The following is a 14,374-nucleotide window of genomic DNA, read 5'->3' on the forward strand; positions in this document are numbered from 1 at the left end:
CGCGAAGGATAAATAAGAGCTTACAATTTAGATACGCAAGCCTGTTGCAATACTGCAGAAGATTCTAAAACTCGGCCAAGATTCTCAATCATTTCCACCGTGGTTGTGTTTGGAGAGGGCAAAATCTCGCCAAAATGAGCTTGAGTAGTTGTTGCGAATACTTTAACCCCTTCAGCGTTGCAGCCGTGTAGTGCTGCCAACACATTTAGTTTTTCGCCTTCGCCTTTAGCCATTTCCTCAGTGAGCTGCTCGTGATTCACTTCAGCAAAGTACTGAATCTCTTTGTCATTCATTACAAAGCCCTGGGCTTTGCAATTAGAAGTATTCAATGTGATTGCAAAAGGTTGACTGTAAAAGTTAGATGTTGCTGCCGAAGACTGCGACACGAAAGTGTTGTCTTGAAACAACATACTTCCTAGACCACAGCCAGCCACGCCATAAGCCATAGCTACCTGGGAGGCGCCTAAAACAGCAAATATTGATAATGCTGATAAAATTCTCATCGTATTTTCCTTTCAATCATCAAATAGTTGAGATGCTAGAGTTTAGATCTGCTGACAAAGCCCACTGTCTGAGACTTTGGCCGAAATATTTTTAATTAGCTCTTGAGAACTTGTATCGTACGAAGGTGCAATTTCTGCGTAGGAATTTTGAAGAGTGCGAGCAAATTCATCCTGCTGCTTTGCTTGACAGCCATACAGTGAAGCCAATGCGGCCAATTTTTCGCCACGTCCTTCAGCCATTTGCTGTGTCAGCTCTTCATGGTTGGCTTCCGCGAAGTATTGAATCTCTTTGTCGTTCATGACAAAGCCATCCACTTTGCAATTAGAAGTGCCCGTGGTCATACTAAATGTAATCCCACCCACTAAATAGTTAATTACGAAAACTCCCAATTGGCCCAACTTTGAGTTTTGCGTAACAATCATACTTCCCACACCGCAACCGGCGTCCCCGTAAGAAGCAAAAGCGCTCGGCGCAGTTAAACTCAGTGCCAAGCCCAATGCTAAATGACGTAACTTCATAATGACTCCTTGGTAATAGAGTTATGTCTATAAGTTTTAAATTAGACCACTGAGTCCGCGACCTACGCAACTATCAAATCAGAATCAGTGCATGGCTCCGTCATATTTTTTCGGCATAGTCTATAGCCGTTTTTTTTTGTTTTGACACGGCCAAAAAAAACAACACCTCAATGATCTGCTTAAATAGCGAGCAATAACTATTCTGTTAACCCGTGATCAATACTCGACAGGCAAAACCTTTCCTTGCTTAGACTCGATCCAAAAGCCCATCAAAAGTCCGGGGCGTTAAAAAACCATGCTGGCCTTAACAATCAAATCCCAACCCAGCCTAGTTTTTGCCTCTATTTGAAGGCCACCAATATAAAATTGAAGGTGGCAGCAAAACCGCCATCAACCTAATGCTTAAGAATTGATCAACCATGAAACTAAAGAAAATTTTGTTTTTTTGTGAAGGCGTCACTGTAGCCCACCTTGTACGGCCATTGATGCTGGCCGAGACACTCGATGAACATTGGCAAGTCCATGTGGCCCACTCCAATGACTTTCCATTTATTCGCCGACAATTCCAGCGCAAGATCCAATATCATAAGGTGTATGGCCTTTCGGGCAAAAAATTTAATGATGCCCTTCACTTGGGTTATCTCCCCTACAACTATGCTGAACTGAAAAGCTATGTGGAAGCTGATAAAAACCTCATCGAGCAAGTGAATCCAGATATCATTGTATCCGATTTTCGCCTCAGTGTGACAACAGCCGCCCACAAATCCCCCATTCCCGTTTTAAACTTGATCAATGCCCACTGGGACCCACATGCGGAGGCGGTCTTTCCCGTACCCAATGTGCCGGCCAGTCGAATTCTTGGGCCTAAAATAGCCCAGTTTGTTATGAGTCGCTGGGGACCGGCGATTTTTCGACAACAGCTCAAGGGGATCAATCGACTTCGGCAAGAGCTCAGTCTCCCTACGTTTTCATCATTGCACGAGTGGTACAGCGATGGAACTCATGTGATATTTCCCGATTTACCTGAATTGTTTCCCATTAAAAATCTTGCCGAAAACAAACATTTTTTAGGGCTACTGAGCTGGGACCCCGATCTCCCCTTGCCACCCCTCGATCCCCATAAAACGACCATTTACTTTGGCATGGGCTCTTCAGGAAACGACAAAGTGATCAAGCCTCTCATTGAGATTCTCTCGGAAGTGAAGGCGCAAGTGATTTTTTCCACAGCCGGAAAAACCGACCAACAGCATGGCCTTCCCCCCAATTTTCTAACAAAAGATTACGTCTCCGGGCTAAAAGCTTGTGCGGCTGCAGATCTGGTGATTTGCAACGGAGGCTCTGGCACAGTGAGCCAATGCATTGAAGCTGGAACGCCGCTTGTTGGCTTTGCCAATAATTTTGATCAGTTTTTAAGCATGTATTTTTCGAAAAAAACCGGCCTTAGTCATTTGATGCGCACAGAGAGGGTCGACAAAGCCAAATGGCGAGACACCATCGTCACTTTGCTTGAATCCACGAGCTCAGACATCTCTTCAAAAAAATGGCGGGAGCGGGCCCAAAACCTCCGCTACGAAAACGAGTTTCCGTTACTTGTTAACTCCCTTGTTGATTCTAGACCCGCTGTTGCATTGCCACTTGCTTAATCTAGGCGATCCAGGAGATTGTATTCTCTGCTATGTTGGAGCCATCAATCCACCCGCAACTGGGACCCACGTCGAATCGATTTGAGCTTTTGGCTTTTCACATGTGGCAAAGCCTCACGCAGAACCTCTCGCCTCAAGATGTGGCCTTGCTCCTTGATACATCACCTGATCGAATAAGAAGCTGGAATGACGGGAGAGGTACAATACGCGCCTCGGCCTGGCTTTTGTTGGCCGCTAAAAAAGGCATGCGTGTTTCTGATTTTTTGTGGACGATCACTGCTCCGCTGAGAGAAACTCATGACGAACCTGTAGCGACAGAAACAATCCTCAAGAAAACCGTCATTGCTCCTGCTCTTCGATTTCTGCGTGGAAAAAGAACCTTAGTAGAGGTCAAAGATCTTCTTCACCTTGAAAATTCTGTGTCCTTCCACCATTGGGAGAAAGGCAAACGAGATATTCCTTTGTCGTTTTTTCTTAAAACCATTTATTTATTCTCTCAAAGACTTCACCTGGTTGTAGAACTTACGGCACCAAACATTGACTTAGAAAAATTCGAAATGTCTCCCTTTCCTGCAGATTTTTCTCGCCGCTTTTTCTCTAAACCTTGGATCCCCAGTCTTTACCTGCTCATCCAAACTGAAGTCTTTGAATCATGGGATCGCCAACAAGAGTCTCGGTGTTGCCGTTTTTTGAACATCAATAACGAACAGCTTCACTCAGCAATGCAAACCCTATTTGACCTCAAGCTTGTGCGAGTAAGGCAAGGGCGTTATGAGATTCGAAAAGGAGCCTTTTATGCGTCTAAAAATCTCCCTGAGGAACTCTTGACCAATTTGCACCTCTACTGGCTGACCCAGGCACCGCAATTTTACTCGCAAAATAAGCGTGGATTGCATAAAGTTGAACAAGCCACCATGTCGCATGAATCATTTAAAAAAATATTGGGATGGGTTGAAGAACTTCGCGGTAAAATCAAAGAAGAACTTAAAACGACCACTCCAGAGACAATGGTGCATTTTAGTTGGCAAGTTTGTGACCTTTTGAACTCAGAACCAGAAACAAGGAATGATTAAGATGAAAGCATGGATTAGCCTTTTAATTTTTCTGGCCATTCCCGCCGCAGCCACTGAAATCCATTTTGAACATACGATGAACTTTGCTGAAGGCAGCCTCTGGGGCACAGAGGGCGAGATGGCACAGGATCTGGCAGACCCGAAAGAGTGGCCGGCCCTCTTTAAGTCTAAGTGGTCGGGCCAACATCGCTATGTCAATGTCAATGAGTGGCCTGCCGCCAAGTATCGCTTCATCAATGACGAGATTTTTGTATTTGATTCTGTCACCATTTGCTATGACGCCCAGCTGTCGCCCCTGACCGAAGATTTCTATCTGGCTCAGACCAATTTTATTAAAGAACTTTTCGGGCCACTCGCCACTCAAGGGCCACAAATTCATTGGCGCCGAGTGAACCTTTCCATTGATCAGCCCGCAAAGGGTTGCCAGCTGGTCGTTGTTCAAGGCCGTTGGCAGGATTACCCCTATTCTTTTTTAAAACCAGGACTTACTCCCTCCGAAAAAACCAGTTGGGAAGGTCAAATTTTTGGGTTATACATCAGGCACTCGAGGGATTGGGTTCCGGTCGTTGTGATTCACCCTGACGTTCAACTGAGCTTTTCACAAACACAAAGTCATTATGTGCTTCCGGGCCCAGGATCCATAATGGTTGATGGTAGAACCCTGTTACTGCATGAACTTGGCCACTATTTAGGCTTTGATCATTCTGGAAGAAAAAGTGGCGGAGCCAACCGAAGTGAACTGACGGCCATGGGTCTTCGGTATGAACTGCGAGATCATCGGTCGAACTATTTGCGTTTTGTGGAGGCGAAAAACTTATGGCAGACTTGGGACTCTGTTCAGTTAAACTTGTATCGCCAAATTTGGTGGGAGCAGCTGGGCGCAAAGTAATCATCTTTATTGTTTTCAGCCTGTTCGCCTCTATTAGCCATGCGAGTCTCCCTCAACTGTGCCTTCTTCCCGGAGACACCCTAGATCTTCCAATCATTGAGTTTCCGCTGTATCAACCGCCGGGAAGTGTTCCTGAGCAGCTCACATCGCCAAATTTTGTGTGCGCAAGGGATTGTTTGTCTGAAACACAAGCCGACTACTCTTTGCCTCTTAATCTCGAAACTCGAATTGGTGTTTCGTTTTTTCCTGCCACTACCAGTTTTAGTTTTGAAACAGTTGTAAATGAATTTTTAGATGATCAGTACTTTTCCATTGTCACGATTCGAGCCATTGCCCCCACCCATTCTCCCATAAAGATCTATACCAGCATAAATATTAGAAACTTCTATATTTTGCATGATGCGCAAATGATCGAAGTCCGAACGGTGGAAAGGCTAGATGAATGTTACAAATAGTGTTCTTTGTTTCCCTGTTGGTAATCACTGCTGGAGTGCAGGCTGAAAACCTAACTTTTTGGGACCGGCTGGCTGGTCACTGGCAAGGACAAGGGGTCAATGAACAGCGGTCCGTTATCGGAGCCAATATTAAAAAGACCATGAGCTCAGAAATGCTCATTACCACTAATCCCTCGGGAAGGGGCCTCAGCCAAATCGACGTGGATGGCATTCACACTTATAAAACTCCGGCAATGATTGCGGACTTTTGCAACCCGTGGTCTGACGTGGAGCCTCCATTTCTTGGAAAAGAAACTTTTTTTGGCAAAAAAAATGAATTATTCAAAGACCTCCCCCCCCCTGAGGGAGAAAGTGTAGTCGTCTCTATTCAAGGAGCCAACCAAATGCTGATTCGCAGGCCCAGTGGACAAGAAACAGTGTACACACTGTCGGACGGGGCCAAGAAACTCGTCATTGAAAATCGATATCGTTCTGCTGATGGTGGCCTTGAAATTTTTGGCACTTACGAATTTTTCCGCACCGAGAACACCCAACGTCGCCCCCTTTGCCCTCAACACCATAAAAATGCCGAAGTGATTTCAACCTGGTCCATTCATTCGGATGCACTCGATCAAACGTTTTTTAAATGGGATCAAAAAACAGTGATTGCATACCCAAAACTAAAAACCGTGGGCTACGGAAGCATTAACAAAGGATTTGTGTTTCAAGAAGTCTTAACGGGTGAGGTCCTGTTTGATGTTGATCTGTCAAACGAGGTCATAGTCTGTGACCCCGTTTTTATCCCTGTAAAAAACAAAATCCAACTTGTGACATGCACAAATACAGAAATTCTCTTGGTTTCTATGGCTGATTCCGTATCAGTGAAGCGCATTCCATTTTCTGTTAATACTTCTTCGGCCCCGTTTAAGAGTTTTTTAAAAATACATCCCCAGGGCTTTTTATTGTTTAGTAATGTCAACGATAGTGAAAGCCGGGTCGCAGCTTGGTCCTTTGATGATCCCAACCCCCAATGGGTTTTTGAACTGAAACACTCAAAAATGATACATGGTGATGCGTTAATTTTTCCGCACCAAGGTCAACCGCTTTTGGTTTTCAAACACGGCGCCCCCATCGATTTTAGAAAAAGCTATGCCGTAAAATACATGACCCTGAATCTCACAACGGGACAACAAATATCCCAGTGGCAGCATGATCTTGGGGGGGCCCTCATAGATCTCCAGGCATTCCCCAGCTCAAAAGACAATGCCATGCGCCTATTTGTACCCTATGCCGCTGGACTCTTTTTGTTTATGGACCCCATCTCCTGGGAAGAAGACCGAAGTTGGGATCGAATCCGAAGCGATGCCCCGCCTCATCTCATTGCATGGCAAGGCCAGACATTTCAACTTTTGGTTCGCCCCAATGACCTTTCGCTCTATGATGTTCAACAACGCAAAGTCACACACCAAATTCAGTTTAACGAATCGATTCTTGTTGAGCCCTACTCCCCGCCGCGGACATTTGCCCTAGGGCGGTCGCTATGCGTGGAAATATTGAAAACCAAAATCGGCCCCCGATGGATTGTAGACATGGAGACCGGCCCTTTGGCGGAATTAGATCTCAACTATTTTAACGAGGGCCTCCGCCACGTCTTTCGCCACCAAGGGAAAACCTATGCCGTCACCCGCGACGTGCGAGCCAGTGAGTTTAAAGTGTTTCAACTACGACTCCCCTAGTGATGCGCCGCAAAATAGTCCTCATTCGATACCAACATTTGAAAATGGTTAGGGAAAATATTCACGGTTTTTTCGCAGGCATTGTGACGACCATCCTCATATTATATGGTCCTCCGTACATCTAAATAGGGGGAAATCCATTGAGGGGACTATCTCTTTTGTTGACCACATTTCGTGGTTTACATAGGCGTGCGCTATCGATTTTAATTTCGTTTAATTTTGTGATCACCTCTCTTCCGTCCGGCTATGTTTGGGCACGGCAAGAGTCGCCCTCAAAAACCGAAGTGGAACAAGCCATTGAGTGGGGCAAAGAATACCACCAACTCCTCGACAGATTTGATGAAAATCTTTCTTCTTCAGCAAACGAACGTTTCATCCTCGATGAATTTTGGCTGTTACCCCAATCGGTGGTTTATGAAAATCAAGAAAAACACAAGACAACCCAACACCTCAGACCCATTGGTTGGTGGGATGTCGTCGTCGATTTCAGAGATGCAGAATCTGAAAATCCACTGACAGAAAACCTTCTATTTCAAAATCTAGCGCCTTCCCTGCAATCCACCCAGTTGAATGGCTCGGCGCTATTTTCTCTGTCTACCCAGCGATACGGTGTTATCCATGAATTTCGAATTCCAATAATTGCGGCGGCCACACTTGGTCCCTACTTGGTCTACATTAGAAAAAATAGTTTTGATGACACCACTCAAACACAAACAGTTTCGTTTATCGATTTGCGCACTCACATGGGACTTCTTGGCAACGAGACTTTGCCGGTTTATGAAATCCCCCTGTCGAGCCCCGAAGCCATCACCACTCTTTCTGCCACAAGTGACCATCTTGTGGTGGGACAAGACGCTAAAATTCACCAGGGGCAACTGGATGACCTTTCTACCCTGTGGACTACAACCTTTAATCTCACTGCCAACTTGGTTGATCCCAAAACAGTAGCTAGCACAATTCCTCTTGTAGATACTTTTTTTGACTATCTTAAGCGCAGAAAAGAGCTTCATGCTCCACTCAATACGCCTTCCTCCGATGCCACCCAAGAGTGGGCCCAGGTGCTTGAAAGTCAACTTGAGCAACAACTAGCCACCTCTTTAGCGCGCCGAAAAGCGATTAAGTCCATAGATAAAAGCAAAATGGAATTAGTGGACACTGTCACTGAGCAGCTCAAAGATGAGATAACAGTGCTCAAAGAAGAGGCCTCTCATCTTGTCAACACCTACCACCAAACACTTCTGCAATCTCAACATTTAGAAAAAGCTCTCCGGAGTACGCAGAGTAATCTACGCTCGGGACGAAAACTGACTGGGCATCTACATCGTTTGAAAACCCACCTTATTTCACCGAGACCCTATGCCAGTAAAAAAATACGTTCGGCCTTGGCCGCCGTAGTGGCCGCAGCAAGGGTCGGTCTTGGTGAAAAACCGGCTCGAGTCATAGATCAAATGAGCCGACGCCCCTTTGTGACCTCGGCGATGTTAGCCGCGGCTTCAATAGCGGTGGTGCATCCTGAAATTTACGGACCACTAATGAGTGAAGGGCTCAATGCCGGACGTACACTTCTTGGTGCCCTTTGGGCATCAATTAGCGGCATAGGAGAAACCGCGTGGAAAGCGGCGACAACAACCTTTTCTGTGTTGACCGACCCCATAGACACTCTTAACAAAGCCTACGTTGCCGAGGGCAATTGGTATCGAACGATTATTGGCTTAAGTGTTTTTTCGGGTGCCATGGCGATAATTCTGGGTGGCTATCATGTGATCAACGCACCACTAAGAGCCTTTCTTGATCGGCGTAAAGCCGGTGAAGACTGGAAGGGTCTTGCCGACAGACAGAACCAGCTTCAGCAATCCTACCTCGGCGCATTGGCCAAAGCTGAAGATGACAAACGCAAAAGAAATTCTGAAAAGTCTGCTGAGTTCACAGATGAAGATCATCTGTATGTAAAGTCGATTCTTGAAAATAAAAAACAAGAACTTAAACCAAGCAAGGGCCTTTGGAACAAGGTCACTGGGCACCGAGAAGTGGACATTGTCATGGGCGCCGCCATTGACCCAGCCCAAACCGAAATGGAGATGGCGCGAAAAATTGGAGAACTAAACGACCTCCATACTGAGATCAAAGAATCCACCGTGGCCAACGAGGTTGCTGAAAAAGACCCCAACCAGTTAAAAGGCTTCTGGGGTGGATTTAAACACCTGATTTTTAGTTACGCCACTTACTCAAGAACTATCTTGGATTACACAAAAATTTGGAACTTCTACTCAGGCCTTCGTTATTGTAGCTTTGGCTGGAGTCACGTGAAGGTCTGCGGCGTGGAAATTCCCTTTATCAAGTTCAAGCCGCTGACATTGGTCACGCGCATTTTATATCCTGATTTTTTCAACGTCACAGTTAACAAAAAAAGCGGACAGACCGTTTTACCAACGACTCTCAACGGTGGGTTAGTTCCTATTCACAAGAAAGTCGGCCAATGGTTCGCCCGCAGACTGCAGCCCCTGATCATGTATTCATCCCCAGAGATGGCACGCCGGCAAATTTCACTCTATGAAAGCTTCGAAGATAAAATCATCGATGTGGAAGAATTGGTCGTAGAACAAGCCATGAAGCAGTCACTTTCGGCCCTCACTCAATTCATCGATAAAGACAGCGACCTGCAAAAACTGTACAGTTCTGATGGCATTAAGAGCATTACTTCTCAACAAATACGAGAGTTAAATTTTAAAAATAAAACGTTCGTGAGAACCTACTTTGAAGCCATCTACGAGCGGGCCATGAAAAAATTGTTGATTCAAAAAGTGGCTCAACAAGATGTAGTGGCGCTACAAGAAAGCGTAACAAATCAAGCTCATGCATTGGCCCCTCAATACAGAGAATTGCATGAAAAATTAGAGCAAATGTCTGCCCAGGCGGAGCGGGGTGAAGTTGCTGAGACAGATTTTGAAGACTTGAAAAATCTGATTGTAGCCCAACACTTTTCGGACTCTTCAGAAGTCGACTTTAGTGTGACTGAGGATGATGTGAAAGCAGCAATTGCAGAAGTCGTAAACGACAAAAGCGTGTTTGATAGCTCAACCCGCATGGCCAATAAAGCCAAACAGTCTCTTAATGCCCGAGTTCGAAACTCCAAGTATGAAATTGCGTCTGAGCTGGATCCTGCACAAAACACGTCCATGGCCCGTTACGCCACGGTCAGTGAAAAGAGTCGAAATCCATTGGCCATGGCTCGGGCGGTTCGGGCCGAAGTTTCACAACTGTTAGTGACACTTCCCATCGATATTGGCTTTAAACTTCTGCTCACAGCCGGAATCATCGAGGGTGTGATGAAACCCATTCAATCCGAGTTTTTTGGTCCTAACTCGGTGGCTTACCTTTCTCAATTTGGCTTTTACGGCGGCCTATTGTCAGCTGTAGCCATGGGTGCCCTGGCCAACTCGTGGGTGAAGCTTCAAGAAGATGCATTTCATGATGATGCCGGAAATTTCGGCTATATACCCAAAGAAGAAGACGCCAAAAAGAGTTTCTTTCGCTGGTATTTAAAGCAAACATTTAGCGAAAAAAACTCTCTAATGAAAAACTGGAAACGCTACTTGAGTATTGTGTGGCCCAACCTTCCAGCAGCCCTGCCAAATATTGCATTTTTCAGCTACCTCTCCATCGGACGCTGGGATCTCGACTACACCCTTGCAGGGTACCTGGTGGGATTTTTGACTCCCATTCAAGCATTCATCATGAAAATGGAGCAAGGATTTGAATTGGCTTCTTATTATGATGCCAAAAATATTCCAGAGAAATATCTCTCACACCCTGAAGTGCAAGCCTACCTACAAAAGCAAACGCAGAAGCGCCGAAATAAATTTAATATTTTCAATGATCTTTTTGGCAATACGGCGGGCGAGTTACTAGCTAACTTCCAAACCACGACCACTGAAACTCGAGGAACGCGGTCGTTTATTCGCTCTTTGTTTGGAGGATACACGGCGACGGAAGGGATCATGTTGGGCCTTGAAAAAATGAAGCTAGTTACGGCAAACATCCCTGGACTCAGTCACCTTACGTCTGGTGTCTACAATGCCTGTGAGCACTTTTTAACAAACAACAGCACTGATCTGACGAAGTTGAAAAAGTAATATCTTTTTGATTTTGAGCGAACCAGCGATAGTTACCCAAGTCGTCAATCAAGGTGGGACAAATGATTCCGCTTTTGTTCCCCACCTAAAATTATTGCCCGTGGATCACCTTTAGGGCCACGTCAACTCTGTTGAATGGTGCGCTCACTTGAAATCCTGAGACGAGTTTTTCTGCTTGTTGCATGGTCTTGTGAGCAATTTCAATCCCTCTTTTGATGGCCTCTTCGCGATCATCTCCTGCTTTTTCCATCTCTTCAATGGCCCAATCCGGAACTTCAACGCCGGGAACCTCGTTCTTTAAAAACTCGGCATTGCGAAGACTGACGAGGGGCCAAATCCCCATAACAATGGGGATGCTCAAATCTCCCACTTTATCCATGAAGCGTTTGTAACTTTCAATATCATAAATGGGTTGAGTGATAGCGTAATTGGCTCCAGCTTCCACTTTGTAAGAAAAGCGCTTTCTTTCTAGCTCGCCGTTTGAAGCCGTGGGGTTAAGTGCCACGCCCACAAGAAATTCGGCAGGCTGTCCAAATGCGGAGCCGCCAAGATCCAAGCCTTGATTCATTCGATTCACAATATGGGTAAGCCCGATGGCATCCACGTCATACACCGCTGTAGCTCCGGGGCAGTTGCCCAACTTTGGAGGATCACCGGTTACCAGTAATAAATTTCGAACTCCATTCACATAGGCCCCCAGAAGGTCCGACTGCAAACCAATTAGGTTACGATCTCGAGTCGTAAAGTGAGGAATGGGCTCAAGATCAAAATGAGTTTGGACATAGCTTGCAAGAGCCAATGAACTCATTCTCGCAACTGCACGCGCGCCATCAGGAATATTCACAAACCGAACACCGCCTTCACAGAGGGCTTGCATATGGTTAAAAAATTGCGAACAGTCTACGCCTTTTGGCGGCACCACTTCTACCGAATAGACTTTCTCTCCTGAGTCAAAAGCTTGCCCCAATCGGCTACGTTCTCTAGTCGGCACCTGGTTTTTGGGTTGGTCAATGAGATCTCCCAATGCCTCAGGCATTCGGTAGGCACTTCCATCAGCGACAATTCCGTGCGACTGGGTCATCCGAATGGAATTGGCAATGGCCTTTATATGAGCCTCACCCATTCCACTGTGCCCACCTACGATATTGGCCCCGGCCTGAATAAACCGTTTGGCATATTTCCCCACATAGTCGGGGTTGGTTAGATAAATATACTGATCATTCACGTACCTCGGAAGACCGGCGTTCGGCAAAAGTGATATGGGCTTTTTTGTGTGAGGTCGGGCTTTTTGTAGGGCTGTTAACATGCCACTGGGGCCCACCTCACCGGCAAAACCCACCACGTCGACCCCCAACTCATCGGCCAACTTCAGAAACTCAGGGATTGTCGCCCCATAGGAGGTCTTCATGTTTTCTTGAATACCTATGTGAGCAAATAGCGGTTTATTCGTCACCTTACGAGTGGCGGCTATCGCCGCCCGAAGTTCGTTGAGATCATGAAAACCTACTAAGTTGATCCCATCCACTCCTGCTGCTTCAAAAACCTCAACGTTCTCAGAAAAAAAGTGCTCGGCTTCATCGGTGCTCGTTGGCCCAAGAGGCTCAATCATCACCCCGAGCGGACCAATGCACCCAAGCACGTAAGCCTCTGGCCCAGCCACCTCTAAGGCAATTTCACTGGCCGATCTAATGATTTCAGAAAGCTGATCCTGCAACCCGTAAGTCACTAGTTTGGGCCTCGTCGCACTAAAAGTATTTGTATTTAAAATAGTGGCGCCAGATCGTTTGAATCCCTGCGTGACTTCGCGAACGGCCTGCGACTCGGTAACACTAAGCTCTTCAAAGCTTCGATTAATGTAAAAACCCTTATCATAAAGCGATGTGGTGATACCCCCATCAGCAACAATGGGATCTGATTGTTTTAAATATTCTATGAGTGGTTTTTTGTTCAACTCAGTCTATCCTTTTAAATTTCTATTAGAATTAAATACGGTTGTAATCATCTTCGTAGCGAACAATGTCATCTTCGCCAAAGTAGCTGCCGGTTTGCACCTCGACAAAAACTAGCGGCTTTGCACCGGCATTTCGAATGCGGTGTTTCGATCGAGCTGGTATATGAATGTGCTCACCTGCTTTTCGGTGATGAACCTTGTCATCCAAAATCACCTCTGCCTCACCAGAAATAATGACCCAATGTTCATCTCGTTTTTCGTGAGATTGATACGACAGTTGGGCACCGGGATCCACTGTAATTTTCTTAGTCTTAAAAGATTTATTATCGGACAGTATTTCAAAGCCACCCCAAGGGCGGGTTTCAAAGGGATGAGACGTAGCTTCAGAAAACCCCTCGGCTTTCATTTTAGCCACGAGATCTTTCACCTTTTCACTTTTACCCTTTGAAGTGATGAGCAACGCATCTGGAGTATCTACAACAATCAAATTGTTAACGCCAATCAAACCCACTACTTTATTTTTAATTGAAAATGCATAGTTTGAAAACGCGTCTTGAGTAAAAACCTTGGCATTCACATCTGAACGCAACGAAGGAACTTCTTCAGCCAATCGTGCAATTTCATCCCACGAACCCACATCGCTCCAGCCAATCTCACAGGGGATACACACTTGTTTTTCAAGCTTTTCCATAATGCCATAATCGAGACTTTCTGATTCAAGATTGGCATAAATGTATTTGGCATTACTGAAGTCGGGTTTAATCTTTTCAATTTCAGTCCACAGGTTTGGCAGATGTTTTTTGAAGTGACCCACCATAACATTGACCCGAAATAGAAACATTCCCGCATTCCAATAATGCCGCCCAGACGACCTAAATTCGTCAGCACGACTCTGCCCCGGCTTTTCGTGAAACCCCTTTACCATACGAGCTGTAAACATTCCTCCACGAGGATTGTCCACTGTGGTTACAACATCGTCTTTCACCTCGATGTAGCCATAACCGGTTGCCGCGTACCGAGGTTCAATACCTAAAGTCACCACTTCATTTTGCTGAGCCACTTGCTCGCCAAGACGTAAAACAATTTCGAACGCCCTTGCATCTGTAATCAAATGATCCGCCGGAAACATTCCGACAATTTCTTCACCCTTTCCCTGCTGCTGAAGAACATGACACATCAGCGCCACAGCGGGAGCGGTGTTTTTTCCAAGAGGCTCATAAATAGCATTTTCCTTTGGCAGACCCATTTCTTTTAAAGTTCTTGCCGTCAAGGCCTCCATGGTACCTACGGTTACGACGTGAGGGGCCCCAAATGGCTGCAGTCTTTCTATGGAATTCTTAAGAAATGACTGATCGTAAAATTCGCAAAATTGTTTAGGATAAGAGGCTCGCGATACTGGCCACAATCGGGTTCCGCTGCCACCGGATAAAATCACTGGAATCATAAACTAGGTCCCTAAGCTAAGATGCATCTTTCACTAAGTTAACATGAGA

General features: G+C 45.8%; 10 protein-coding genes. 6 read left to right on the forward strand and 4 right to left on the reverse strand.

Going from position 1 to position 14,374, the window contains the following annotated elements:
- Positions 1 to 20: 20 nt before the first annotated feature.
- Both H6626_08320 and H6626_08325 read right to left on the reverse strand, forming a co-directional pair.
- Positions 21 to 503 carry a DUF3015 family protein gene (locus H6626_08320; protein ID USN46227.1) on the reverse strand — a complete coding sequence of 161 codons (483 nt, stop codon included), beginning with the start codon at positions 501 to 503 and terminating at the stop codon, positions 21 to 23.
- A gap of 42 nt (positions 504 to 545) precedes the next feature.
- Positions 546 to 1,022, reverse strand: coding sequence for a DUF3015 family protein (locus tag H6626_08325; GenBank protein ID USN46228.1), 477 nt, complete (start codon positions 1,020 to 1,022; stop codon positions 546 to 548).
- Positions 1,023 to 1,441: 419 nt separating this feature from the next.
- Between H6626_08325 and H6626_08330 the strand changes: the two genes are divergently transcribed.
- The 6 genes from H6626_08330 (at position 1,442) to H6626_08355 (ending at position 10,930) form a co-directional block, all read left to right on the forward strand.
- A complete protein-coding gene (locus tag H6626_08330) occupies positions 1,442 to 2,665 on the forward strand; it encodes a hypothetical protein (protein USN46229.1) in 1,224 nt (407 codons plus the stop codon).
- Positions 2,666 to 2,697: 32 nt separating this feature from the next.
- On the forward strand, positions 2,698 to 3,738 hold the full coding sequence (locus tag H6626_08335) for a DUF4423 domain-containing protein (protein USN46230.1): 1,041 nt from the start codon (positions 2,698 to 2,700) through the stop codon (positions 3,736 to 3,738).
- A 1-nt stretch (position 3,739) separates the two neighbouring features.
- Positions 3,740 to 4,627 (forward strand): hypothetical protein, encoded by an 888-nt coding sequence (locus tag H6626_08340; GenBank protein USN46231.1) that lies wholly within the window; start codon positions 3,740 to 3,742, stop codon positions 4,625 to 4,627.
- A gap of 176 nt (positions 4,628 to 4,803) precedes the next feature.
- Positions 4,804 to 5,082, forward strand: a complete 279-nt coding sequence (locus H6626_08345; protein USN46232.1) for a hypothetical protein — start codon at positions 4,804 to 4,806, stop codon at positions 5,080 to 5,082.
- A complete protein-coding gene (locus H6626_08350) occupies positions 5,070 to 6,797 on the forward strand; it encodes a hypothetical protein (GenBank protein ID USN46233.1) in 1,728 nt (575 codons plus the stop codon). The genes H6626_08345 and H6626_08350 overlap by 13 nt, the downstream gene beginning before the upstream one ends.
- 140 nt (positions 6,798 to 6,937) lie before the next feature.
- Positions 6,938 to 10,930 carry a hypothetical protein gene (locus H6626_08355; GenBank protein USN46234.1) on the forward strand — a complete coding sequence of 1,331 codons (3,993 nt, stop codon included), beginning with the start codon at positions 6,938 to 6,940 and terminating at the stop codon, positions 10,928 to 10,930.
- Positions 10,931 to 11,021: 91 nt separating this feature from the next.
- Here H6626_08355 and H6626_08360 read toward each other — a convergent pair whose 3' ends face one another.
- Entirely contained in the window at positions 11,022 to 12,881 is a 1,860-nt protein-coding gene (locus H6626_08360; GenBank protein ID USN46235.1) for a bifunctional homocysteine S-methyltransferase/methylenetetrahydrofolate reductase, read from the reverse strand.
- Positions 12,882 to 12,912: 31 nt separating this feature from the next.
- On the reverse strand, positions 12,913 to 14,325 hold the full coding sequence (locus H6626_08365) for a mannose-1-phosphate guanylyltransferase/mannose-6-phosphate isomerase (protein USN46236.1): 1,413 nt from the start codon (positions 14,323 to 14,325) through the stop codon (positions 12,913 to 12,915).
- Positions 14,326 to 14,374: the final 49 nt, after the last annotated feature.

It is taken from the genome of Pseudobdellovibrionaceae bacterium (assembly GCA_023898385.1).
Lineage (GTDB): Bacteria > Bdellovibrionota > Bdellovibrionia > Bdellovibrionales > UBA1609.